This is a genomic window from Mesobacillus sp. MER 48 (assembly GCF_023714225.1).
Lineage (GTDB): Bacteria > Bacillota > Bacilli > Bacillales > Cytobacillaceae > Mesobacillus > Mesobacillus oceanisediminis_A.
Genome location: NZ_JAMAUR010000010.1, coordinates 21,966 through 45,703, shown reverse-complemented (window position 1 = coordinate 45,703; position 23,738 = coordinate 21,966). Strand labels below are relative to the sequence as shown.

The 23,738-nt window shown below is 42.8% G+C and carries 23 protein-coding genes and 1 riboswitch; of the genes, 17 read left to right on the top strand and 6 right to left on the bottom strand.

Annotation, left to right across the window (positions count from 1 at the left end):
- Positions 1 to 19: 19 nt before the first annotated feature.
- Together M3593_RS21570 and M3593_RS21565 are read right to left on the bottom strand one after the other, a co-directional pair.
- Complete coding sequence (locus M3593_RS21570; RefSeq protein WP_144481218.1) at positions 20 to 535, bottom strand: CarD family transcriptional regulator; 516 nt, start codon at positions 533 to 535, stop codon at positions 20 to 22.
- 235 nt (positions 536 to 770) lie between these two features.
- Positions 771 to 2,504: a mechanosensitive ion channel gene (locus tag M3593_RS21565; protein WP_144481217.1), complete on the bottom strand. Its 1,734-nt coding sequence runs from the start codon at positions 2,502 to 2,504 to the stop codon at positions 771 to 773.
- A gap of 257 nt (positions 2,505 to 2,761) precedes the next feature.
- Between M3593_RS21565 and M3593_RS21560 the strand changes: the two genes are divergently transcribed.
- The 6 genes from M3593_RS21560 to ftsZ all read left to right on the top strand — a co-directional run bounded on the left by M3593_RS21560 (position 2,762) and on the right by ftsZ (position 7,170).
- The gene (locus M3593_RS21560) at positions 2,762 to 3,295 is read left to right on the top strand and encodes a hypothetical protein (RefSeq protein ID WP_251544814.1); all 534 of its coding nucleotides are present in this window, start codon (positions 2,762 to 2,764) and stop codon (positions 3,293 to 3,295) included.
- A 130-nt stretch (positions 3,296 to 3,425) separates the two neighbouring features.
- Positions 3,426 to 3,935 (top strand): hypothetical protein, encoded by a 510-nt coding sequence (locus tag M3593_RS21555; protein WP_251544813.1) that lies wholly within the window; start codon positions 3,426 to 3,428, stop codon positions 3,933 to 3,935.
- Positions 3,936 to 3,980: 45 nt separating this feature from the next.
- Positions 3,981 to 4,511, top strand: a complete 531-nt coding sequence (locus tag M3593_RS21550) for a GNAT family N-acetyltransferase (protein ID WP_144481214.1) — start codon at positions 3,981 to 3,983, stop codon at positions 4,509 to 4,511.
- A gap of 62 nt (positions 4,512 to 4,573) precedes the next feature.
- On the top strand, positions 4,574 to 5,023 hold the full coding sequence (locus tag M3593_RS21545) for a hypothetical protein (RefSeq protein WP_251544812.1): 450 nt from the start codon (positions 4,574 to 4,576) through the stop codon (positions 5,021 to 5,023).
- Positions 5,024 to 5,217: 194 nt separating this feature from the next.
- Positions 5,218 to 5,451, top strand: a complete 234-nt coding sequence (locus M3593_RS21540; RefSeq protein ID WP_251544811.1) for a hypothetical protein — start codon at positions 5,218 to 5,220, stop codon at positions 5,449 to 5,451.
- Positions 5,452 to 5,907: 456 nt separating this feature from the next.
- Entirely contained in the window at positions 5,908 to 7,170 is a 1,263-nt protein-coding gene (ftsZ, locus tag M3593_RS21535; protein ID WP_251544810.1) for a cell division protein FtsZ, read from the top strand.
- 555 nt (positions 7,171 to 7,725) lie between these two features.
- On the opposite strand, the gene M3593_RS21530 is transcribed toward ftsZ, so the two are convergent.
- Positions 7,726 to 8,538: a metallophosphoesterase gene (locus M3593_RS21530; RefSeq protein WP_251544809.1), complete on the bottom strand. Its 813-nt coding sequence runs from the start codon at positions 8,536 to 8,538 to the stop codon at positions 7,726 to 7,728.
- A gap of 385 nt (positions 8,539 to 8,923) precedes the next feature.
- Here M3593_RS21530 and M3593_RS21525 point away from each other — a divergent pair, with 385 nt between their 5' ends.
- Positions 8,924 to 9,334 (top strand): hypothetical protein, encoded by a 411-nt coding sequence (locus M3593_RS21525; RefSeq protein WP_144481209.1) that lies wholly within the window; start codon positions 8,924 to 8,926, stop codon positions 9,332 to 9,334.
- A gap of 76 nt (positions 9,335 to 9,410) precedes the next feature.
- On the opposite strand, the gene M3593_RS21520 is transcribed toward M3593_RS21525, so the two are convergent.
- Positions 9,411 to 9,989 (bottom strand): YqaA family protein, encoded by a 579-nt coding sequence (locus M3593_RS21520; RefSeq protein ID WP_251544808.1) that lies wholly within the window; start codon positions 9,987 to 9,989, stop codon positions 9,411 to 9,413.
- A gap of 136 nt (positions 9,990 to 10,125) precedes the next feature.
- Here M3593_RS21520 and M3593_RS21515 point away from each other — a divergent pair, with 136 nt between their 5' ends.
- Positions 10,126 to 10,986: a sulfite exporter TauE/SafE family protein gene (locus tag M3593_RS21515; RefSeq protein WP_251544807.1), complete on the top strand. Its 861-nt coding sequence runs from the start codon at positions 10,126 to 10,128 to the stop codon at positions 10,984 to 10,986.
- Positions 10,987 to 11,258: 272 nt separating this feature from the next.
- Entirely contained in the window at positions 11,259 to 11,828 is a 570-nt protein-coding gene (locus M3593_RS21510; RefSeq protein WP_251544806.1) for a GNAT family N-acetyltransferase, read from the top strand.
- 206 nt (positions 11,829 to 12,034) lie between these two features.
- Here the strand turns inward: M3593_RS21510 and M3593_RS21505 are convergent, their stop codons facing one another.
- Complete coding sequence (locus M3593_RS21505; protein WP_251544805.1) at positions 12,035 to 12,880, bottom strand: GNAT family N-acetyltransferase; 846 nt, start codon at positions 12,878 to 12,880, stop codon at positions 12,035 to 12,037.
- Positions 12,877 to 14,064: an FtsW/RodA/SpoVE family cell cycle protein gene (locus M3593_RS21500; protein ID WP_251544804.1), complete on the bottom strand. Its 1,188-nt coding sequence runs from the start codon at positions 14,062 to 14,064 to the stop codon at positions 12,877 to 12,879. Before M3593_RS21500 ends, M3593_RS21505 begins: the two co-directional genes overlap by 4 nt.
- Before the next feature lie 331 nt (positions 14,065 to 14,395).
- On the opposite strand from M3593_RS21500, the gene M3593_RS21495 reads away from it, so the two are divergent.
- The 8 genes from M3593_RS21495 to M3593_RS21460 all read left to right on the top strand — a co-directional run bounded on the left by M3593_RS21495 (position 14,396) and on the right by M3593_RS21460 (position 23,668).
- Complete coding sequence (locus M3593_RS21495) at positions 14,396 to 15,172, top strand: hypothetical protein (RefSeq protein WP_144481198.1); 777 nt, start codon at positions 14,396 to 14,398, stop codon at positions 15,170 to 15,172.
- A gap of 66 nt (positions 15,173 to 15,238) precedes the next feature.
- Positions 15,239 to 15,420, top strand: a riboswitch (cobalamin riboswitch).
- Between the two features lie 129 nt (positions 15,421 to 15,549).
- On the top strand, positions 15,550 to 16,506 hold the full coding sequence (locus tag M3593_RS21490; RefSeq protein WP_251544803.1) for an ABC transporter substrate-binding protein: 957 nt from the start codon (positions 15,550 to 15,552) through the stop codon (positions 16,504 to 16,506).
- The gene (locus M3593_RS21485) at positions 16,472 to 17,533 is read left to right on the top strand and encodes a FecCD family ABC transporter permease (RefSeq protein ID WP_251544802.1); all 1,062 of its coding nucleotides are present in this window, start codon (positions 16,472 to 16,474) and stop codon (positions 17,531 to 17,533) included. The genes M3593_RS21490 and M3593_RS21485 overlap by 35 nt, the downstream gene beginning before the upstream one ends.
- On the top strand, positions 17,530 to 19,008 hold the full coding sequence (locus tag M3593_RS21480; RefSeq protein ID WP_251544801.1) for a heme ABC transporter ATP-binding protein: 1,479 nt from the start codon (positions 17,530 to 17,532) through the stop codon (positions 19,006 to 19,008). Before M3593_RS21485 ends, M3593_RS21480 begins: the two co-directional genes overlap by 4 nt.
- Positions 19,009 to 19,013: 5 nt before the next feature.
- Positions 19,014 to 19,397 (top strand): VOC family protein, encoded by a 384-nt coding sequence (locus M3593_RS21475; protein ID WP_251544800.1) that lies wholly within the window; start codon positions 19,014 to 19,016, stop codon positions 19,395 to 19,397.
- Positions 19,398 to 20,109: 712 nt separating this feature from the next.
- Positions 20,110 to 21,582: a SulP family inorganic anion transporter gene (locus M3593_RS21470; RefSeq protein ID WP_251544799.1), complete on the top strand. Its 1,473-nt coding sequence runs from the start codon at positions 20,110 to 20,112 to the stop codon at positions 21,580 to 21,582.
- A gap of 77 nt (positions 21,583 to 21,659) precedes the next feature.
- Positions 21,660 to 22,079: a universal stress protein gene (locus M3593_RS21465; RefSeq protein WP_144481186.1), complete on the top strand. Its 420-nt coding sequence runs from the start codon at positions 21,660 to 21,662 to the stop codon at positions 22,077 to 22,079.
- Between the two features lie 506 nt (positions 22,080 to 22,585).
- Positions 22,586 to 23,668, top strand: a complete 1,083-nt coding sequence (locus tag M3593_RS21460; RefSeq protein ID WP_251544798.1) for a D-alanine--D-alanine ligase — start codon at positions 22,586 to 22,588, stop codon at positions 23,666 to 23,668.
- Positions 23,669 to 23,738 lie beyond the last annotated feature (70 nt).

Here is a 23,738-nt window from a genome sequence, read left to right as displayed (position 1 = left end):
GGAAGCATAAGACCGTCCCTTAGTTAACTACCTGATTACTTTCCTTCAACAGCCCTGTGACATGCTCATGTATTCTTTCAACAGTGGTATCCAGAGCAATGGCTATTTCTTTGAAAAGGATGCTTTGTATAGTATCCAATATTTTTCTGTCCTGTTCGTAAAGCTTTTTTTCATTCTGCTCGGCTTCGATTTTTTTTCGCATGAGGGTATTGATGAGTCCTGCAATCTCGATTCTGTCTCCGTTGCTTACAACTTTAGAATATAAATTATGTCGTATATTGGGTTTGTCATTCCAGTCAATTCCTGCATACCTAAAGGAATCAAGAATCTCCCGGGCATCTTCTTTTTGGACCATTTCATGAAGGGCTACTTTATCACTATGAACTGGAACACTTAGAGTCAATTGATGATTGTCATTCATTGGGTGTAATACATAGTACGGTCTTGTCACACCTAACACTGTTTTTTCACAGATATCATCAATTTTACAAATGCCATGTGCTGAATAGATCACCATATCTCCTATACTAAACATTTGCTCACCCCTACATAAAATTGTCAACCAAGTTTATAATAACACTTATGATTAGTTTTGTCAACGAGGTTGACGTTAGAGGTGATTTGTGAATAAAGAATTAAACCCGCTAACTCCATATGCTGCAGGCTGTTTCAAAGCAAAATACATAAATAACGCTCAGAGAATGTTGAACTGCATCCCGATTAAGTCTAAACGTGATGCAGTTCAATTCCTGAGCTTTTTTTGCTTATTTTTATGGCTTCAACGGATTGTTATCATTATCAGGGTCCATTGGGTTATTGTTTCCGCCATGGTTGTTCAAGTTCGGGGGAGTTCCAGGGTTTTGGTTATTCAAATTTGGCGGATAACCTGAGTTCTGGTCAGTCATGTTGGTTGTACCAGGACTCTGGTTCAGGTTATTCAAGTTTGGCGGTGTCGCAGGGTTCGGGTTGTTCTTTTTTATTTTCTGCTGCTGGACCGCTTCCTGGTCGATGCTGGTTCTTTCAATTTTATCATCAAGCTTTGTCAGGTACTTGGAAGCAAAGTTTTTGCCGCCAAGCCCGAATGCTAGACCGAATGCCAGTGCCAGTCCGCCAAGCGTCAGGATGAACGCCGCATTTACAATTGCTGGTGCGACTCCAAGCTGATCCAGCGCCATAAAGACGGTGATGGTGATAATCGCATATTTTGCGACCGTTGCCAGCACATTGGAAGAATCACCCTGAAGGATGCTGCTGAGCACTCGCTTCACAAGGCTGCCAAGCCACAGGCCAACACCAAGGATGACAATCGCTGCGATGACATGCGGCAGATACGCAATCACACCGCGTGCAAGGTCGACGAAGAAATCAAGTTTGACTACATTCAATGCTTCAGCCACAAACAACAGGACAACGATGACCTGTACGATATAGCCGACTACTTCGGACAGGCTTAATGAGTTGGGACGGCCTGTGGTGCTTGCCAGACCCATACCTTTAAAATAAGAGTCGAAGCCAATTCTTCTTAACAAATCAGCCGTGAATTTTTTCAGCCATTTTCCGAGCCATAGTCCAATCATGACAAGGATGATGGCAACAACGATATTCGGGATCATCGTCAGGATGTCATTGAGCATCGCGATTGCCGGTTGAGAAATTCCTTTCACATCAAGACGCTCAAGAGCAGCGATGACGGTAGGGATCAAAATCAGTACAAAAGCAACTGTGCCAATCACGCGTGAAAGGCTTGTGCCTTCGAATAAACGGGACAGTCCAAAACGCTGGACTAATTTTTCTGTGCCAATGCTTTGCAAAAAGTTCGTCAGGATATCGCGGACGATTTTGGCAACAAAGTAGCCAACTAAAAGAATCAGCGCTGCCGCGAATAATTTAGGAATGAAGGAGAGGATTCCCTCGATCATATTTTCAAATGGCTCAGAAACTCCGCGAAGATTCAGTGCAGACAATACGGCTGGCAAAGCCATCAGCAAAACTAGGTAGAATACGATGTTCGCGACCGTATCTACAGCGTTTGTCGTTTGCTGGTTGTCCTCCGTAAGCTTGTACTTGCTTAATTTCTCATGGACACCAAGCTTCTTGCCGCCTTTTTGAATCAAGAATTTCAATGCTGATGCGATCAGCCATGCAAATAACAGGATCAAGCCTGCTTTCAGGATATTTGGAATCGCCGCGGCAATCGTTGAGAACATCCCAACAAGCGGCTCAGTCAAAACATATAAATCCAGTATATTCAGGAACATGATGAAGACAAAAACAAGAATCAGTACATAGACAATCTTGCTGATGATTTTTTCAGCAGAATATTTCTTATTGTTCACATTCGAAAAAAGCTTGTTATCGAGGCTGGTTTTCTGCAGTCCCTTATAAACCGCCTTTTCGATGATCTTGGCAACCAGCCATCCGACCAGGAGAACAGCAAGTGCAATCAGCACGTTCGGCAATTTGCCAAGAATGCTATCCCAGCCATTGTAAAAAGTATTATTCAAATTTCTCACTCCTTATTGTATTAGGACGTCCATGGCGGGCTGTTTAATGTGTAAGGATTAATCTGAAACAAGATACAGCTAAACACCTATGAATCCAGTCCTTAGTTAGCAAGCAAACATACTTTAATCTACCCAATTACTAATGGCCTAAACTAACCGAAGCACATTGACTCCTATAAATAACAGCCGCCCAAAAATGAATAATCTGAAACTTTTGTCTTTTCGAAGCGTATTACTTCTATAAAGGGGGATTGGGTATGATGAAAAAAACGAGGTTCATCATCCTCTTATTGATGGTTTCGGGGCTTTTCATGGCAGCATGTTCGAAATCGGAAGAGGGTAAGAAAGAAGCAATCACCAAAGTTCTTGAACACCAGTTTACCGGTCCAGACGAGGAATATATGGACCTAATGTGGAATCCTAAATATAAGACTGTTGTAAATAATAAAGAAGAAAACAAAGAATTTGATCAGTATGTAGAAGAAGTTTATGGCCCCTACTTTACAGAATCCGGGCTCGATTTCTTCATAGCAACCGCAATGGGTACTCAATACCAGACCTTCGCTTACGAAAATGAATATGAATTAACCCTTAAGGACGTCACGATCAAGCAAAACAAGGATAATCAAAATCTTTATACCTTCGTTGCCATCGTCGGTTATAAGAAAAGCGGTAAAGAAAATACCGCGAATGTAAAAGGAAAAGTTTCTTTCTCCCCGAAAGAAGAAGGGAAAATCGCCAGGTTCGAATACGGAAATGATGACGGTTTGTCTGAAGAATTAAGAAAATAGGAAGCACTTTTGCTAACCGTTGCAATGTTGAAGATCGGCTGCCGTTTTGGCGGCTTTTGTTATGGGAGTAATGAGTGAAGACGTTCAAGGATGGGAACGACGTCTTTCCAATAGTTAAGGAGGAGTCTGATTGGGCGGTAGAAGAAAATTACTTCTCAGTATTTCGATAGGGTTAAACCTAATACTCGTCATGATTGTTGGTTGGGGAATGATGAAGATGAACTTCGTGAAGGAGCAAGTTCTTGTTACAGAGGTCCAAAATAACTTAGTAGAGTTGGAAGGCCTGATTGCCCACCAAATGGATGATGAATGGCCTGAACCAAACCTGGTTACAGCCAAATTAGACGATGTATTAAATGGTATCTGGCTTGGAATCACTACTGGAGAACAATTAGGAACGCTCTCGGAAAATGATAAGGAAGTCCTTGGACATTTGTATTCCAAATTAAATCAATATCCACATGATGAATTGTATAGCTTTACAGAATTAACAGAAGAGGATAAACAGAACTTTGAAGACTTACGGAAAACACTTCGTGAAGTTGGATTAGGATTGAAGTTGACTATAAGTGCCAATATGGATTACTTTATGAGCCAGGCAGAGGCATTAAATAATAAAGATGAAACCCCGTTGAAATAACATTGGTTGAACCAGCAGGAAAATTTAATAAGAGGGGTAATTTTTATGCTTTTCCAAAACGGTCATTTAAAAGTACGTAAATTAGAAGTAAAGGATAATTATATATTATCCAAGTGGCTTTCAGACCCGTCTGTTCTTGAATTTTATGAAGGAAGAGATAACCCATTTGATATAGGGAAAGTAAATGATGTTTTTTACAATCCTGAAGATGATACAGTTAAATGTATTGTAGAATTTGATGGTAAGGAAATTGGATATATCCAATATTATAATTTAGATAGTGACACTAAAAATGTATATGGATACTTAAATGGAAATATTTATGGGATCGATCAATTCATAGGTGAAGCAGAATATTGGAATAAAGGAATCGGCACATTACTTGTTACCTCTATGGTTGAATTCCTAATTAATCATAAAAAAGCTGACCGATTAGTTATGGACCCTCAAGTTAGGAATGAGAGGGCTTTAAGATGTTATGAAAAATCTGGTTTCAAAAAAGTAAAACTACTCCCAAAACGTGAACTCCATGAAGGGGAATATCGGGATTGTTGGTTGATCGAATACATTAAATAAACTACTCTAATTGGGATTTTGAGTAAATAAATATCCTTAAGGTATTTGAAAGGGGTATGTCCATGAAAAGGGTATTATCTTTGTTATTTTTATTAGTCCCCTTTATCGTATTGGGATGCAGTCAGAAAGAGGAAAGGTTTGACCACACGACACTAAAAGAGGAATTAAAAGAGGAAGGAATCGCGCCAAAGCTTCCGACTAAATTTCCTATGACCATAGTAGGGTACGAAAGAGTTACCCCTCCTCATGAAACAGATATATTCGAGATCATTTTCAAGGGAAAAGAAGGGGGAATGCAATTTTCATTGACTATTCAACCACCCCCGGTTGAATACAAAAATCTTCAAAACAAAGAGGCTGTTATGGTTAACGGAGATAACGGTTTCTATATAAAAGGACCTGGATCCTCGCTTCATTGGACTGATGGTGATTACCATTACATTTTGACATCCTATTCAGAAGAAAATGGGACCAAGGAAAAAATGATTGATACTGCCGAGTCATTTGAGTAAGAAAAAAGCATTCTTAGAAAAATAACGAGTGCGTGGATTAAATGTGAGTAAGTACTTTTTTGTTGAATTCATACCAGGCAGGAATGTTTAAGAAGAAATGTGGGCTTTCTATATTTGAGAAAATCTGATCTAAATTCGGCAATTAAGCTTAAATTCTTAAATACTAAATTTGTATAAGGATGATAAAAGTTTAAATGAATAATATCGATAGAAGAAATCGTTTAGGTGACGAACCTTTTAGTTTTCGAGTGACAAAAGATAATACAGTCTTTTTGGATTATTATGGTCGGAAGGTAAAGATCTTAAAAGGTACAGAAGCGGAGAAGTTCCTAAAGAGAATAAATGCTGCTGAAAATTCAACGGAAGAGCAAATCGTAATGGCGAAGATAACTGGGAATTTTAAAAGGGGTAATGAACGAAAAAACTGAGGGAAAATAGATAATTGTTTTAGGTTCAAGATCCTAAAACTGTCATAATCAAGGGAGGTAAAATTAAAATCACTATTTACAAATAGAGAGACTCTAAAAGTGGAATCAACTAAGTTAGAATTAAGGTAGAACTTTTTTGGTAAAATGTTGCGATGCTTTAAAGGGCATCGCATTTTATTTTTATACCTAAGAAGTTTGTGAAGAAAACTTCTTTTTAGCAGCTCGTATTTTACTCGATAAGCAGGATAATTTAAGTGTATTTCTTCACAGATTTATTCCTAAACTCTTACCGAATGCCTGGTGCATCACTTACACCAAGAATGACACTTTATTACTGTAGGTTTACATTTGTTTAACAAATCGCAGGAAAAGACGGAATTTCCAAGCCAGTGGAGAATTTTATAGGTATAGTGAGAAATAGGGGGCAATATCAGAAGCTAATTAGGGGGACTATATATGCTAGAATTCGATACTAATATCGATCAATTTGCGACTATAAAAGTAATTGGTGTAGGCGGCGGCGGAAATAATGCCGTGAATAGGATGATTGAGGACGGTGTGCAGGGAGTAGAGTTCATTTCTGTGAATACAGATGCGCAGGCTCTCAACATGTCAAAAGCAGAGGTCACTATGCAAATCGGCGGTTCGCTGACCAGGGGCCTGGGGGCCGGTGCCAATCCTGAAATCGGCAGAAAGGCTGTTGAAGAAAGCAGGAAGCAAATCAGGGATGCTCTGGAAGGTGCGGACATGGTGTTCGTAACTGCCGGAATGGGAGGCGGAACAGGGACCGGAGCTGCGCCGGAGATTGCCCATATAGCGCGTGAACTTGGTGCACTTACAATTGGAGTGGTGACTCGTCCGTTCACTTTTGAAGGCCGCAAGCGGGCACAAAATGCGGCAGCCGGAATTGAAGAGATGAAGAAAGCCGTCAATACGTTAATCATCATTCCAAACGAGCGGTTGCTGCAAATCGTCGACAAGAAAACGCCGATGATTGAAGCCTTCCGTGAGGCAGACAATGTTCTCAGGCAGGGTGTCCAGGGCATTTCAGATTTGATCGCCGTGCCAGGCTTGATCAACCTCGACTTTGCTGACGTGAAAACGATCATGTCAAACAAAGGAACGGCGCTAATGGGCATCGGTGTCGCTTCAGGCGAAAACCGTGCTGCCGATGCTGCCAAAAAGGCCATTTCCTCCCCATTGCTAGAAACAAGCATCAATGGCGCGAAAGGAGTGCTGATGAACATCACAGGCGGCATGAACCTTAGTTTGTATGAAGTACAGGAAGCCGCCGACATTGTGGCAGCGGCAACAGATGACCAGCTTAACATGATTTTTGGGTCGGTCATCAATGAAAACCTGACAAATGAAATCATGGTGACCGTCATTGCGACCGGCTTCGATCATGATATTGAGGAAGCACAGCCAACGAACACATCACGCCGTCCTGGAGACATGATTGCCAATTCACGTGAGAAATACAACTCTCAATCGAGACAGCGAGAGCGTATTGCCTATGCAGAAACGGGAAATTACGGCCAAGCTCAAAACCACAGCCAAACCGGCAGTTACGGCCAGTCCGGAAACTATGGCCAATCGGGCAACTACAGTAATCCGCCTGCCTACGAGGAGCCCGCGAATTACGATCGGGGTACCAAGCAGCCAGATGACTCGCTTGAGATTCCATCGTTTTTGCGAAAGCGAAGCAGAAGACGGTAAATCCACAAAGAAAAGGCCAAATCCTATGAGATTTGGCCTTTTAATATGATTCCGCCATTTTAACGTTAGATATAAAAGGTAGATTGAATAATGACCCGAAAAGAAACTCTGGGCCGGCTTCCTTCTACGGATATTGTCTAGTTAGGTCTGGCCGGTTATACATACCATTGAATTATAAAAACCAATCACTACCCTGTAAATTCTTCGAAAGCATGCATGCAGACCTCGCCGTAGCGAAAGTCCTCAATATATAGGCCCCCATTTTAGTTTTGTTTTTGGATTTTCTATCAGACTATAAACGGAAGTAATTTTGAAGAAAAAGAAACGACTACTGAAAGGTAAGCACTCAGAAATAATTCTTATAATTAATTGCGAGGAACTACAATCTGAGTTAGTAAAGGACTACTTTTCAATCATTATGCATTAGGTGTTGCAGCAGTCAAATAGGATTGTGGCTTACTGTGCTTAAAAAGCCATTATTCAGTAATCTATTGACTGGATTAGAATGACTGAATTAAGAATCATTATGGACAGATCAATACATTTTCATCTTTCTTAAATTTCTATAACTTTAACTCTTGAAAAAATCTCTTCCTCCACTGATTCACAGTCCCATTCGTGAGGGTAGTAGCCTAACGGGTTACAGATGATTTCCATTCCTTTATACTGTTCGTGATATCGTCTATGAATATGGCCAAAAATATATTTTTTCACGCCATATTTCACTGCTAATTCCCCGAAACGTGAACTGCCCATCATGGCATTGAAAAAGTCCCAGCTAGGGTCGTCCTTATATATAACAAACTTGGGAAAAGGGACGAAATGTGTGACCATGATAATATTTTTCCCGCTATACGCACTTAGCCACCCCTCTAACTTTTCACAATAACGCTCAGTTTCATCCTGATCCTGACCGGGCCAATTTGCATATAGCTTGTCTGGCCAAGTGAATTTATTAAACTTCCCGAGTGCAAATTGTTCTCTCGTATAACCCTTTACTCCAAAAGTATAATCATACCAGCCCCCATCGCCGATAATCACCCAATCATTGTTTAACTCAATTGGTCCACTTCCAAGATTACCTGGAAACTCAAGCAGTATTTCGTAAGAGGTTTTTGAATCCTCATAATAAATATCGTGGTTTCCATGCACAAATAAAACCCTGGTTTGTGGAAAATCACTTTGTAATTGATTTAAAAGATCAAGGGTTTTTTTAGGGCCTGCGGTCATATCACCGCTTAAAATGAACACATCAGGTAAATGGGCTTCAATCCATCTTTTTAGCACAGTCATAATATCAGTACCGGTATTTTTCCGGTTTAAACCTTCATGAATATCAGACAAAATGGCAATTTTCAAATCAATCACTCCCAGCCAAAATTAAGTTATCGCCTAAAATGCCCTACTATATTGGTCCTAACGAGAACCATTTCTCTAAAACAGAGTAATAATCCTCCCAAATTTCAATTTAGTTTGTATACTTTCTAGAGGGTCTTTATTTTCGTAAAATTGATTTGGTAAAAGAAGATGTGTTGTAAATGGTTCCAATTATTGCAGCGGCAAGGTTGCCTGAAAATAGGACCGTCTGAAAACTCAGAACGTCTAATAGACAAAAAAATAAATACTGTCCTTTATAAATTAAGTTTAGTATCGGGTGCAAGCTATGCCCAATGTGCGACCGAAAATTTTCCTCATTCTTTTTAAATAAACGGTGTAGAGTAGTTTAAAAAGGTTACCAAGGGATTGATTGAGAATGAGTTTAGCTTCCTACATTGGCTGCAATATAGAATTATCAATAAACGATGATGGATCTTCAGGTGGTTTTTTTTACATTGGAAGTTGTTTTGCAGGAGAAAGAGAACTCCAAAATGTAAAGAAATATCAGTTGACTACCCCTTATGTTTACGAGGTATCAAGTCACTGGGGAATTGAGATTTCGGAATATATGGACCAAGAAACATGTGCTGAATCAAAAGTAAAGCTGTTAGAACTTTGTAATAGAATGAACAACTATCTTGTAAAAGGGGATTATTTTGAACTGTATAGTTGTTGGATTGGAGAAGAAAAGGATAAGCGAGAGGGTGAGATCATCTTCCAAATCAATAACTTTGATATTGACCAGATTGAAATACCAGAAAAAACGTTAGTTAGATTCGAAAAATGATGGCTTTCTACAACTAACGATCAACTATAAAAAATGCTTGAAGCCCATCTAGGCTCCAAGCATTTTTTATGAACCTTTATGATTTCTTCGATCTTTTTAGATACATATAAATCAAATATCCAATAATCACGACAGCTCCGAGGGCAATTGTCAGCATTGCGAAGTTTTCTTCGATGAACGGCATGGCTTTGTCGCCCAGTGCAACAATGATGGCTGCTTCAAGGAAGAAGCGCAGGCCGCGGCCGATGATGGACCAGATGATGAGTGTAGGAATCTTGACGTTTGAGATTCCGGAAAAAATCGTGAAGACTTTATATGGAATAGGTGTAAAGCCGGCAATCAGGATGGCCATTGCACCGTATTTCTCGAAATAGCGTTCGACCAGGACAATTTTCTCTTCTTTTATAAAATATCGAAGGATGGGACGGCCGACTTTTTTGCCGATATACCAGCCAAGCAGGGCACCGAGCACGGAACCGGTTGTGGTGATGAAGGCATACCAGAGAGCCTTGTCAGGGTTGGAGATCCCCATCGGAATCAGCAAAACATCGGGAGGAATCGGGAAAAAAGAAGATTCCAGGAAAGAGACGAAGAATAATCCCCATGAACCAAATTCAAGCAGCCATTCTTCAATCGAGTGAATCCATTCAGACATTAAACAGTATCTCCTTTGAATTGTTATAGTAAGTGTCAATTGAGCCTAATTAGAAGTATACCATTTATAATTCTGCAAGAGCCAATTATTAATGGTATCCTAAAAAAGGAAATAGTCTATAAAAGGGATGTTGTCTATGGAATATATACCTTTTCTGCTGCTGGGCGGATTGATCAGCGTAATGTCGGGTTTCTTCGGAGTTGGGGGAGGTTTTATCCTGACACCGATCTTACTATTGATTGGTTTTTCGCCGCTTGAAGCGATCACGACGAGCTTGTTTTTCACGGTGGGCACATCAATGTCAGGGATTGCCGCTCACATCCGCATGAAAAATATCCTCTGGAAAGAGGGACTGATCATGGGGCTAAGCGGGATTGTCGCGACACAGCTGGCCCGGCCGATTGTATATGCTCTTGAAGCGCGGGGCTGGGATGACATTGTCATTCCGTTCCTTTATATTGTGCTGCTCGCTTATTTTGCGATAAAAATGATTCGCCAGGGCAAAAAGAAAGACGGAGAGAATCCCGCACCCGCTCATTTTTCGGTACCAAAGCTTTTAGCAGTTGGGTTCGTCGGCGGCTTTGTTTCGGCATCGCTTGGAGTAGGAGGCGGCTTCATCATTGTCCCGCTTATCATCACCTCGCTGGGATTCAATCCTAAAAAAGCAGTCGGAACGAGTTTGTTTGCAGTGCTGCTCATCGTCTCAGTTGGTTTCATTTCCTATGCGGTCAACACACAAATCGATTACTTCATTGGTTTGATGCTGATTGCCGGTGCGTTAGTCGGCGCTCAATTCGGTGCCAGAATGACTGCATATTTTGAAAACAAAGAAATGAATGCGATGTTAGGGATGCTGTACATTGTCACGCTGGCAGGAGCTGTTCTGAAGCTGGTTGACCTGAACAAAACCGGGCTTGTACTCATGGGAATCTTCATTGTGTACTTCTTTGTAAGGGCCATAGGTAAAATCAGGGCAAAGGCAATGGAAAAAGGCTGATGCTTGGTCTTAATGGATTCGGTTTAGGAGTAGAAAAACTAAATGCACACACCAATTTGCAACTTAATCAGCAAACAAAATCTATGTAATTTCCCACTTGAAAACGCTCAGCAAAAATTGACTCGCTGTGCGTTTTTTGCGTTTATGGAATTGTTTAAGTTATTTTGTGAAGTTATACACTTAAACGTTAGCAGTTTAGGTGAAGAAGGGTTTTCAGAGTAAGGTGAAGAAAATATTAGTGATTGATATGATTTGGTCAGGCGGGTGAGAAAATGATTAATTATTATGGTACATCCAGATTAGAAACGGATCGATTAGTTCTTCGGAAGATTGAACTTTCTGATGCTCAAAGTATATTTGATCATTGGCTTTCAGATGATCGAGTAATGGATAATCTTATAAAAGGTGCACACAAGTCTTTAGCAGAAACTATTGAGAGGGTAACAGAAATCGTAAGTAAATATGATACCCAGGATTTCTGTTATTGGGGTATAGAACTGAAAGCAAGTGGTGAATTGATTGGAGCTATTGACCTCTTCAATTTTGATAGTATGACTGAGAATTGTGAAGTAGGTTATTCAATCGGTTACACCTGGTGGAACAAGGGGTATGGAACTGAGGCATTAAGAGCTGTCATTGAATTTGGCTTTAGACATATGAACATTCACAAAATATCAGCAGCACATAATACTGATAATCCAGCCTCTGGAAAAATAATGCGTAAAGTGGGAATGGAACAAGAAGGAACCTTTAAGCACATGATTCGAAATGCCAAGAATCATTATAAGGATTGTGCTGTATATGGGCTCCTTCAGGAAGATTATTTTAAAAATGTGAAGTGACAAAAGGTGAGCGTTAGTTGGTGAGATAATATATGGATACAAAGGGACCGATAGTTCTATAACGGTCTCTTTTTTATGGCTTCAGCATATAAACCTGCAGACATTTTAACAAGTCAATCCATAAGTGGCTGCCAGTCTTCAGACTGATATTTGATGTTTTCTACTTCAAAACCAAATCCGTAAGCTTGGTCTCAGCCTTTTTTCATTTATGCCTCCGATGTGAGAGGGTGCTTGAAAAAACGCGGGAACTCTTGTCCGATGCCAATTTTTACAAATAATTCTCCGTCCCGTTTAAAAGGAAGTGATCGAAAGTCCAAATCCTTGTAGTCAGGTGTGTAATGAAAGACAACTTCCCCTACAGGAAGGATATTGGTGATATTCACCGGCGAGGTGCTGATTACATCATACAGTTGGACCTGACCGTTCTCTTCCGTGAAAATGACAATCGCGTCCTCTTTCTCAGCATAATAAAGATGGTCGGGAAAAACATTCAGGATATGGTACATGGTGATGCCGCCAGAGTTTGCAGTCGCAAAGGCCTGGGAAACTGGCGCTCTCCCATAAACAATTTTTTCAATCTGCTTAAGATCTGCCGGAATCTCCAGTTTCCTTAATCCTGCCCGGTCTGTATTAGAAGGAATTATCGTTGAAAACTGGTGCTCCTCAACCCGTTCAAAACCGAACTTCGGGTAAAAATCAAGCACGCTGTCATTGGCGAACAGATACATGTAATCATACTTTCCCTCATATTCGGCCAGCACATGGTTCATCAGACTTGCTGACAACCCTTTATGGCGATAATCAGGGTGCGTCATTACAGTACCAATTTGCAGGGCTTTGCGGCTTTTTCCAGCTATGATCAACTCAAGCTCATTGACCGATACATTCGCAACCACCCGACCGCCATCCGTATAGGAAAACGGAATATATCGACTTCCCCAATACCCTTTTTCATGCCAGTTGGTAAAATCAAGTCCGAAAATGTCGGAGGCAAGCTGGATGAAACTTTTCCTCAAAACATTATTATCACGATAATTGCTTACTAGCTTCATAGATCAAAACTCCTGTCACTTGAGGCAAACATATAGGTTTTATGATGGAACCGGATTCCATAAATCAGCCCCATCGCCAGCATATTGCCCATAAGCGAGCTTCCCCCATAACTGATGAAAGGCAGCGGGATTCCCGTTATCGGCAGCAGCTGGATAGTCATTCCGACGTTTTGGAAGACGTGGAAAGTAATCATGCTAATGACACCTGCACTAATATAGGTATTGAAAGGGTCATTCGTATCCAGTGCCGTTTTTGTCAGATGGTAGATAAGCAGAAAGTACAGGCTAATGACAAAACTGCCGCCGACAAAGCCGAATTCCTCGCCAATGACACTGAAAATAAAGTCTGTATGGCTTTCAGGAATATAGACTTCACTGCCATTGAGACCTTTTCCAGTCAGCATGCCAGAGCCAATCGCACTGAGGGATTTTAGCAGATGGTAGCCATATTCCGGGTAGCTCTCCGGATCAAGCCAGGCATAGATGCGCCCAAACTGATACGTTTTTACCCCCAGGTATTTTTTCAGGATCTCAGGCTTCCAGATGACGAGATACAGAATGCCGGCCCCAAGTACAGCTCCACCGCCATAGAGAGGCAGGATGATTTTCCACGTAATGCCTGAAACTAGGATGATTCCTGTGAAAATCGCAATCACGACCAGGGAAGTTCCGAGGTCAGGCTGCATCATGATCATCCCTAACGGTAAGGCGGTGATAAGGCCAAGCTTGATGAACAGCAGGAAATCTGTTTGGAGTGTCTTTCTAGGATGATTTTTATGGTGGGTATAGATGGCGCTGCTCAAGGCAAGAATCAAAAAGACTTTCATGAATTCAGAAGGCTGGATTGAACCGAATGGCTCGATGAAAAACCAGCTTTTGGCCCCGTTTCTTTCTTCGGCAATGCTGGCAGGAGCGAAAAACAGGAAGACGAGCAGGAAAACTCCGAAGCCGTATAAATACCAGGAGAGCTTGCGGTATTGTTCACTGTCGAACATCATTACTACTGCAATGATACCTGAACCGACGACATACCAGAATATTTGCTTATATAAAAAGTTCTGGCCAACATATTGCCCGGTCTTCTGGGCGCTATAAATGGCGAGACAGCTGGTCAGAAAAAACAGCATTAAGAGAAGTGTTAACGTCCAATCAAAGCGGTCGAATTTTTTTGTGGATTTATCCATTTGCTACACCCTGTCCAAAATCATTTTTACAATATCGTTTACCAGGTATCTTTCGCCTGTACGAGAATGTATTACCATTTTATGCTAGCAGACGAATATTATCCTCACAATCCCTGAGCAGGTAATATGTCCCTATAAGTATTAGACGAATGACAGGAGGGTTTAGTTTCTTTTGAAAAGGGATTCTTTTAACCGGAAAGGTGGATAATAATTATGTTTTTGAGGATTCAAAATAAGATATTTTCCACCGTTTTTGTTAGAATGGAAGAAGCGTCATTTGTACGGAGCCGCTGGCATTCTGCAGCTTAGAATTTTCCGGGAGGTTTTGCTGTTGAAAAAGAACCATCCTTATAGCAGGGATTTATTATATCTCCACATGAACGAACGGGACCATTATGTACTTTCGCACGGAATCGAATTCCATGAATTTTCGAGGTCGCTGCCTGATCCATTTAACCATCTTTTGCTGTTGAAGCATCGCTATGAGGATGGCGAATTCAACAGGCATACTTTATTTGAGTATGTACCAGGAGATAGTGCCGAAAAGCTGGTAGGAGCCAATGTACATGCATATGGAGATTTTTGCTGGATTGATTTTGAGGAAGTGGAAGCACTGAATGTGCTGACGGCCCAGGAAATTGCCGAACTTCTTTATCTCGGGCATATCAAGCATCATTTGAAGCTGCCTTTTTACAATCAGCTTAATAATCGTTTTGTGTACCTGTCCAATGAGGACGGCTGGTTCAATAAGATCTATTACCGCAATTTCAATGACTTTTTCCGCATGCTTGGCAATGTCCTGTCAGGAAAACTCGGAGAAATGAAACCGGAAAAAACGCTGCTTGGAATCCGGAAAAAGAAGTCCTATCCATCTGTAAGCAAGGAAATCCTGAAATCACTGATACCAGCCTTGAAGGAAGGGGCTGTGTTTTCGCTGAAGAATATCCAGCAGAACCGCAACAAGATTGAAATACCGATCTGGATTATCGGAGATTTTGCCAACATGGATGATATGCAGGATGAATATAAAGAAGCAAGCCGGAGCAATCCTGACGGCAGGCTTGTTTTCGATAAAAAGTTGAAGGAATGGAGCTTGCTTGCACAATAAGTCGAAAAAACAAAATTTTTGCAGCAGCTTTTGGCAATTCGTGTATAATGAGTTGGAGCGGAAAATTACATAACGATCTGAACAGGTGTCTTTTATAACAAGACTTAATAGGGAAGTTGGTGAAAATCCAACGCGGTCCCGCCACTGTAAATGGGAGCAAGCTGCAACATGCCACTGTACAAATGTATGGGAAGGCGCAGCGAGCATTGACCATGAGCCAGGAGACCTGCCTGTCCATTGCACCAAGCAAACCTACGAGGATAGGGAGGTGCCGACAGGCTTTATGTCTTTTTTGATAAAAACATTTGCTTACTCGGACATCTCCCCTTCAGGTGGAGATGTTTTTTATTTATATCGAAAAAACGGAGGAGAAGTAAATGAAGAAATTATTGTTGATATGGGTGGCGGCTGCCATGATCCTGGCTGGCTGCGCTACTGGTGCACAGCCAGAAAAAAAGGAAGGCGAAAAAAACGCGCAGGAACAGAAGACAGGATTTCCTGTCACGGTAAAAGATGCGTTTGATGAAGAAGTTGTCATTGAAGAAAAGCCTGAAAAGATCATTTCCCTGATTCCGAGCAACACGGAAATCGTTTATGCGCTTGACAGCGGGGACGCAATTGTCGGCGTCACAGATTTCGACAATTATCCAGAAGAAGCAATGTCTAAGGAAAAAGTCGGCGGAATCGAGTTTAATATTGAAAAAATGATCTCGCTGAAGCCGGATCTTGTCCTTGCCCCTGGGTCCACCGCAGACACGGCCAAAGAAGGTCTGCAGCAACTAAAGGACGCAGGAATTGCGGTTGTCGTGGTGAATGATGCGCAGTCATTTGAAGAAGTGTATCAGTCAATCGAGATGATTGGAAAATCGATTGGTGAGACTGAAAAAGCAGCCGAGCTAGTAGATTCGATGAAAAACAGCTTCACAGAACTGAAGAAGAAAGCGGAATCCATTAAGCCAGAAGAGCAAAAGACTGTATTTGTTGAGGTCTCGCCTGAACCGGAAATCTACACCGCCGGCAATCATACGTTTATCAATGAAATGCTTGAGTTGATTGGTGCGAAGAACGCTGCCGGTGACATGGAAGGCTGGCCGAAAGTCGACCCGGAAGTCATGGTTGAGCGTAATCCGGATGTCATTGTGACAACCTATGGATATTATACGGAGAAGCCAGTTGAGCAGGTGCTTGCGCGGAAGGGCTGGAACAATGTAAAAGCGGTCAAGGACCAGCAGGTATTCGATGTCCACTCCGATCTTGTTACCCGTTCTGGCCCAAGGCTCGCTGAAGGAGCGGAGGTACTTGCAAAAGCCATTTACCCGGACGTTTTTAAATAATAAAGGATTAGCATATGTTTTTGCTGCAGCATTTTTGATCATCTCAATGCTGCTGGGAATATCGATCGGAACGGTTTCCATTCCTGTACCCGCTATCATCAAAATCATTGGTGCTGACATTTTCCGTTTTCAGGGAGAGGGAATCGATCCGATGCATGCAAGTATTGTTATGGAAATCAGGCTGCCCCGCGTGCTGCTGGCAGGACTGGTTGGCGCGTCACTAGCGATTGCCGGTGCCGCGTTTCAGGGCCTGTTGCGAAATCCGCTGGCAGATCCCTATACGCTCGGGATTTCTTCAGGTGCCTCCATTGGTGCGGTCGTTACGCTGTTTTTTGGCCTCTCACTGCCGCTGATCGGTGCCTTCACCTTGCCGGTGCTCAGCATTCTGTTCGCATTCGCCACTGTGTTGTTTGTGCTGTTTTTTGCCCGGAAAGTCGACAGGCTGCTCAGGGTGGAAACCATTATTTTGACGGGAATCATTTTAAGCTCCTTTCTAGGGTCGTTCATTTCGCTTATGATTGCTCTCTCAGGCGAAGAGCTGAGGCAAATCATTGGCTGGCTGCTCGGCAGCGTATCGATGCGCGGCTGGGAGTATATAAAAATCATTTTTCCTTTCTTTATGATTGGTCTGGTGATTTTACTGGCAAATACAAGGGAACTGAATGCGATGTCCTTTGGCGAGGAACGGGCTCAGCATCTCGGCGTCAATGTCGAGCGTCGGAAGCTTTTGATTTTGCTGTCGGGTTCCCTTTTAACAGGTTCAGCGGTTGCTGTATCGGGGACGATTGGTTTCGTTGGTCTCGTCATTCCGCATCTGACCAGGACTGTCTGGGGACCTGACCATCGTCATTTGCTGCCGTTATCGGTGCTGATTGGCGGTGGATTCCTGATTCTTGCTGATTTAATATCCCGGACTATCATCGCACCCTCGGAATTGCCGATTGGCGTAATCACGGCATTAATCGGAGCACCGGTTTTTGCGTTAATTTTAATGAAAAATCGCAGGGAAAGAAGTGCTGGCCGATGATCACAGTGAAGAATTTGACAGGCGGATATGCGGGCGGCGAGGTGCTGAAGGAAATCTCCTTTGAGGTTGGCAAGGGTGAGTTGTTCGGAATTCTTGGACCAAACGGAAGCGGGAAAACCACGCTGTTAAAAATGATCAGCGGCGCTTTGGAATTCCGGGAAGGTGCCATCGAGCTGGATAGCCGGCCATTGACCCAGTATACACCGAAGCAGCTTGCGAGGATGATGGCAGTCCTGCCGCAGCATTCTGACCAGGCCTTCCCGTATAGTGTGAAAGAGACCGTTTCGCTTGGCCGTTATGCGCACCAGAAAGGGTGGTTCCACAGCTGGAGTGATGAGGATGAAGAGATTGTCCTCAAGGTGATGGACCAGACAGGGATCACCCATCTCCAGGAGAAATCGATCGTTGAACTATCCGGCGGCGAAAGGCAGCGGGTCTATCTTGCGCAGGCACTGGCACAGCAGCCGATGATTCTGCTGCTTGATGAGCCGACGAATCACCTTGATCTCAGCTTCCAAAAAGAGCTGTTGGACTTGCTGAAAAAATGGGCTTTAGAGGAGCAGTTGACAGTCGTCTCGATTTTCCATGATTTGAATCTTGCCTCGCTATATTGTGACAGGCTGCTGCTGCTGGATAACGGTGAGGTGCTGATTGTCGATACTCCTTCTGAGGTTTTAAAAGAAGAGCGAATCAAGGCTGTTTATAAGACACAGATCAAAAACCACCCGCACCCGGAAATCGCCCGGCCACAGCTGCTGCTTGTTCCCGAATCAGACGGCAATGAAGCTGCCAATTTTAAAATAGATGCCAGGTTTCTTGAATTCAGTCTCGACCGGATTACACTAAAGTCACCGATGAAATTAAGGACAATGTCTTCAGGAATAACGGGTGCAGGAATTGGCTGGCACAATTCCTTTGTACACCGTGTTGTCCCAATGGACTATAATTGCAGCGACCATAAAGCAGAAATGGCTGAGTATCTGCAGGCGAATGGTTTTCTGCCGAGCGAGACTGTTGCGATGATGACGGCTGTTCCTGCGGAAACCGCATCACGCCGTTTTTTCGAAGCTGACGGATTATCGATCTTCATTATGGTCTCGGCAGGCAATACGCATCGCGAGAGCCCAAGGAATATCAATACATGGCTGTTCATTAATGGCCGAATCTCTGAAGAAGCGTTTATCCAGAGCGCAATGACTGCAGCTGAGGCAAAAATGAGCGCCCTGCAGGAGCTGGAAGGAAACACCCTGTTGATTGCCGGACAGAACATCGGCATTTCAACTGACAGCATTTGTATCGCCGCAACCCAGCAGGGGGAAGAGATTTCCTACGCAGGGACAGCTTCGCCGCTAGGCAAACTGATCAGCGAGGGGATTTATGCCTGCACGAAGGAAGCGATCCAGAATTATCGAGCTGGGAAAACTTTAATGAAGGAATCTGGCCAATCCACCTCGAATGTAAAACTAAAGAGGTGATGACGATGGAAATGAAAATGGGATACGTGATTTTATATGTTTCCGATCTGGAGAAAACAAAGCATTTTTATGGCGAGCTGCTGGGCCTGAAACTTCGAAACGAATTTGGCACCTATATCGAATATGAAACAGGCAGCACAGTGCTTTCAATGAACACAAGGGAAAGCGGCCGTGAAATTACCAAGCTTCCAATCCCGGATGGAATCAGGAATGAACACACCTTCGAGTTAGGCTTCACAACAGAAGATGTCCAGGGCGCCGTAGAAAAACTGCGCACCGCCGGAGTCCTGATCCTGCTCGAACCAACCGAAAAACCATGGGGCCAGGTCGTTGCCTACGCAGAAGACCCGGATGGACATTATATTGAAATATGCACACCGATTGGTTGAAAAAAAGTCCTGCAGCTCACTGAGCTGCAGGACTTTGATCGTTTATTGAGTTAAGAATTACAGTTATTAAGGCCACTTGTGCCCGAAAACCGAGAGAAACCGGAACTTCGGTAACAAGTAGGCTCAACATGTGCCCGAAAACGGAGAAAAGCTAGAAATTCGGTAACAAGTAGGCTCAACATGTGCCCGAAAACGGAGAAAAGCTAGAACTTCGGTAACAAGTAGGCTCAACATGTGCCCGAAAACGGAGAAAAGCTGGAACTTCGGTAACAAGTAGGCTCAACATGTGCCCGAAAACGGAGAAAAGCTGGAACTTCGGTAACAAGTAGGCTCAACATGTGCCCGAAAACGGAGAAAAGCTGGAACTTCGGTAACAAGTAGGCTCAACATGTGCCCGAAAACGGAAAAAAGTTGGAATCACGGTCACAAGGAGGGATATCTTCATGTAAAAATGTCCTGGAATCTCATAACAAAGTTCCGTTTTAAAAAGCTTTAAACAAGCAAGGTAGAAGGCCGATTTACATTTTAAGGTTTTTACTTTATCTATGTGAAAAACGGAGATATCAGTCAATATTTGAAGAAATACATAAAAAATAGCGCTTACAACAATGGTTGATAGCTTTAATAAATATGTTATGATGAATTCTGTTTTTATCGGACCCGGCTTGCTTGAGAGTAGGAAGCCATAAAATAAAAATTAAGGGGTGTTTACTTGAATACTAATACAATTAAAGAACAATGGTTTGGCAACGTGAAAGGGGACATCCTTTCAGGGATTGTCGTTGCGCTTGCTTTGATTCCTGAAGCGATCGCCTTTTCGATTATTGCTGGTGTTGACCCGATGGTAGGACTTTACGCTTCATTCGCTATTGCTGTGACAATCGCGATTGTCGGCGGCCGTCCTGGCATGATTTCAGCCGCGACCGGTGCGATGGCGCTGCTGATGGTGACACTTGTTGCTGACCATGGTTTGCAATATTTGATGGCAGCTACAATTTTGACAGGTGTCCTGCAGATTCTGTTTGGTGTGTTTAAATTGGCAAGATTCATGAAGTTCATTCCGCGTTCCGTTATGGTCGGTTTCGTGAATGCACTTGCGATTCTGATTTTCATGGCACAGCTTGAGCAATTTGTAGATGCTACATGGGTTATGTATGCAATGGTAGCGGGCGCGCTCGCAATCATCTATCTTTTTCCGCGCATCACAAAAGCAGTTCCATCACCACTTGTAGCGATTATCGTCATTACAGTAATTGCTCTGATGACGAAAAGTGATGTGAGAACAGTTGGCGACATGGGGAATCTGACGGCTGCATTGCCAACTTTCTTGATTCCTGATGTACCATTCAATCTCGAAACATTAAAAATCATCTTCCCATATTCATTGGCTTTGTCGATCGTTGGTTTGCTTGAGTCCTTACTGACGGCTTCAATCGTCGATGACATGACAGATACTTCAAGTGATAAAAACAAAGAAAGCCGCGGCCAGGGAATTGCGAATATCGTTGCCGGATTATTCGGCGGCATGGCAGGCTGCGCAATGATCGGCCAATCCGTCATCAATGTAAAATCTGGCGGCAGAGGCAGACTGTCTGCGCTCGTTGCCGGTACATTCCTTATGTTCCTGATTCTTGTGTTAGGAAATATCGTTGTCCAAATTCCAATGGCTGCCCTTGTAGGAGTCATGTTCATGGTATCTATCGGAACATTTGACTGGTCATCCATTAAAGGCATGGCAAAGACTCCTGTTACAGACTCAATCGTCATGGTTGTCACCACTGTAACAACAGTGTTTACGCATGACCTTTCAAAAGGTGTATTTGCCGGAATCATTTTAAGTGCGATTTTCTTTGTCGCAAAGATTTCAAAGGTAAAAGTTACTTCAACACTTGATGTTGCCGCTGAACGCCGTACGTATTTTGTTACAGGACAAGTATTCTTCGCGTCCGTTACAGATCTGCTTGAATCATTCGATTTGAAAGAAACAGCAAAAGAAGTCGTCATCGATCTGACTCATGCCCATGTGTGGGATGATTCAGCGGTTGCGGCTATTGATAAAATCATCATCAAATTGAGAGAGAACGGTAACGTGGTCCGTTTGCAAGGCTTGAATGAACCAAGCTCCCACTTGATTGACAAATTGGCTGTTCACAAACGAGAAGGCTCAAAGCTTACGGGACACTAAAATAAGTTTGAAAAAGCACGTTGACGAATCAGCGTGCTTTCTTTATATATTAGATTATGGAAATGGAGGGGAATGAGATGTTTAATAGAATCTTGCTCGCTTCAGATGGTTCCGATCATTCAGTGCGAGCTGCGAAAAAAGCGGCAGAATTGGCGAAGCTTAACGGTGACAGTGAAATAACTGTAGTTTATGTTGTTGATGGACAAACTTCCAAAGAGGATGTCCTTCATAATGCGGACCAGACAGTGGTCGAGGAGAAAAGGAAAGCTAGGCTTCAGCCTGTAACCAATATGCTTGAAGAAGAAAACCTGGACTACAAGTTTGAAAAATTGCTCGGAGAACCTGGACCTGCGATTGTTGATTATGCAAACAAGTACCAGTTTGATATCGTGGTCGTCGGCAGCCGCGGTTTGAATGGCCTGCAGGAAATGGTCCTAGGCAGTGTCAGCCATAAAGTCGCAAAACGGGTGAAAGCGCCGGTTTTAATTGTAAAATAACCAGCGTTCAGGGAATCCTGAGCGTTTTTTCTTTAAAAAAAATAAAACAGATGTTTGATTCCGTTTCAGAATCGGAAATTGGAGCGAGAATCAATTTATATAGCGAAAAATCAGTTTTTATAGCGACTTTTCCATTTATATAGCGAAAATCAATTTTTTATAGCGACTTTCCCGTTTTTATAGCGAATTGGAAATTTCGACGGTTTTTTGCCAGTAAAACAACCGGCCAATTAGCGGTGCCTCCATCAACAAGAACCTTTTTAAAAAATGACCCTTACCTGTGTTGTCCTTTCACGATGTTCTTAGTTAAGTCATATAGTACATTAGGCATTTGGATCAGGAACGGATGCCTATTGCTAATTTTGTGTTTCCCGCAGGTTTCATGCATGTAAAACAGGAAATAGTATAGCTGGAGAGCAAATATTAAATATTGATAACAATTCCTTAATTAAAAAATAAAGTGGTAAAATAATAAGCGGATTGAATTTTATTGGAGGTCTATTTTTATGAAGACAAGAATCGGGCTGCTGTACGGCGGCAAATCGGCTGAACATAAAGTATCGATGCAGACAGCTTTGGCTGTGACGAAGGCATTGGATTTTGAAAACTACGAGATTTATCCTATATACATAACGGAGGAAGGGGAGTGGGTCAAGGGACCGCAGCTGAACGCGCCTGCTGAGAACGTCAAACAGCTTGAATTCGCGGATGGCTCGAATCTGCCAACCCCTTCGTTTACTCAGGCTTTATTCCAGGCTGGCGGAAAGGAAGAGGGCAAGACGCTTGATGTCATCTTCCCATTGCTGCATGGACCAAACGGTGAGGATGGCACGGTTCAGGGTTTGCTTGAACTATTGAACCTTCCTTATGTCGGAAATGGTGTTCTTGCCTCATCGGCAGGGATGGATAAAGTCATCATGAAGAATATTTTCGCTCAGGCGGGATTGCCGCAGGTGGATTATGTGTCAGCCCTTCGCAGCGAATGGGAAAAGGACAGCGAGAAGGTATACGGTCTAGTCGAAGAAAGACTTGGTTACCCTTGCTTTGTAAAACCAGCGAACCTCGGATCGAGCGTGGGAATCAGCAAGGCGTCCAATAAGCAAGAGCTTGAAGAGGCGTTCAAAGAGGCGTTCCAATTTGACCGTAAAATCATCGTAGAACAGGGTGTTGTCGCACGGGAAATCGAAATTGGCGTCCTGGGGAACGATGAGCCTGAATGCTCGGTTGTAGGTGAAATTGTCCCTAAGAAAGACTTCTATGACTACAAGGCGAAGTACGAAGATGGCGATACGGCAATGATCATTCCCGCAGAAATCACTGAGCAGCAATATGCAGATATTAAGGAAATGGCAATCACAGCTTTCAAAGCGCTTGATTGCTCGGGCCTCGTTCGTGCTGACTTTTTCCTGACAAAGGATGGTCAGTTTTTGATCAATGAAGTCAATACAATGCCTGGATTCACTCCATACAGCATGTTCCCGCTTTTATGGAAGCACGCAGGTGTCGAATACCCGCAGCTGATCGAAAAGCTGGTGAACCTGGGAATCGAGCGCCACGCTGAAAAGCAGAAGATCAAATATACATTCTAAAAATGCTTAATATCCAGGGGGACACGGAGGAACAAATGGCCGTGTTCTCTCTTTTCATGGGAGGAAATCT

Coding starts and splice junctions, on each gene's coding strand:
- M3593_RS21545 (WP_251544812.1), top strand. CDS start 4,574: ATGAAAAGGGTATTATCTTTGTTATTTTTATTAGTCCCCTTTATCGTA.
- M3593_RS21525 (WP_144481209.1), top strand. CDS start 8,924: ATGAGTTTAGCTTCCTACATTGGCTGCAATATAGAATTATCAATAAAC.
- M3593_RS21570 (WP_144481218.1), bottom strand. CDS start 535: ATGTTTAGTATAGGAGATATGGTGATCTATTCAGCACATGGCATTTGT.
- M3593_RS21460 (WP_251544798.1), top strand. CDS start 22,586: ATGAAGACAAGAATCGGGCTGCTGTACGGCGGCAAATCGGCTGAACAT.
- M3593_RS21475 (WP_251544800.1), top strand. CDS start 19,014: ATGGAAATGAAAATGGGATACGTGATTTTATATGTTTCCGATCTGGAG.
- M3593_RS21520 (WP_251544808.1), bottom strand. CDS start 9,989: ATGTCTGAATGGATTCACTCGATTGAAGAATGGCTGCTTGAATTTGGT.
- M3593_RS21515 (WP_251544807.1), top strand. CDS start 10,126: ATGGAATATATACCTTTTCTGCTGCTGGGCGGATTGATCAGCGTAATG.
- ftsZ (WP_251544810.1), top strand. CDS start 5,908: ATGCTAGAATTCGATACTAATATCGATCAATTTGCGACTATAAAAGTA.
- M3593_RS21505 (WP_251544805.1), bottom strand. CDS start 12,880: ATGAAGCTAGTAAGCAATTATCGTGATAATAATGTTTTGAGGAAAAGT.
- M3593_RS21500 (WP_251544804.1), bottom strand. CDS start 14,064: ATGGATAAATCCACAAAAAAATTCGACCGCTTTGATTGGACGTTAACA.
- M3593_RS21480 (WP_251544801.1), top strand. CDS start 17,530: ATGATCACAGTGAAGAATTTGACAGGCGGATATGCGGGCGGCGAGGTG.
- M3593_RS21540 (WP_251544811.1), top strand. CDS start 5,218: ATGAATAATATCGATAGAAGAAATCGTTTAGGTGACGAACCTTTTAGT.
- M3593_RS21490 (WP_251544803.1), top strand. CDS start 15,550: ATGAAGAAATTATTGTTGATATGGGTGGCGGCTGCCATGATCCTGGCT.
- M3593_RS21550 (WP_144481214.1), top strand. CDS start 3,981: ATGCTTTTCCAAAACGGTCATTTAAAAGTACGTAAATTAGAAGTAAAG.
- M3593_RS21510 (WP_251544806.1), top strand. CDS start 11,259: ATGATTAATTATTATGGTACATCCAGATTAGAAACGGATCGATTAGTT.
- M3593_RS21560 (WP_251544814.1), top strand. CDS start 2,762: ATGATGAAAAAAACGAGGTTCATCATCCTCTTATTGATGGTTTCGGGG.
- M3593_RS21465 (WP_144481186.1), top strand. CDS start 21,660: ATGTTTAATAGAATCTTGCTCGCTTCAGATGGTTCCGATCATTCAGTG.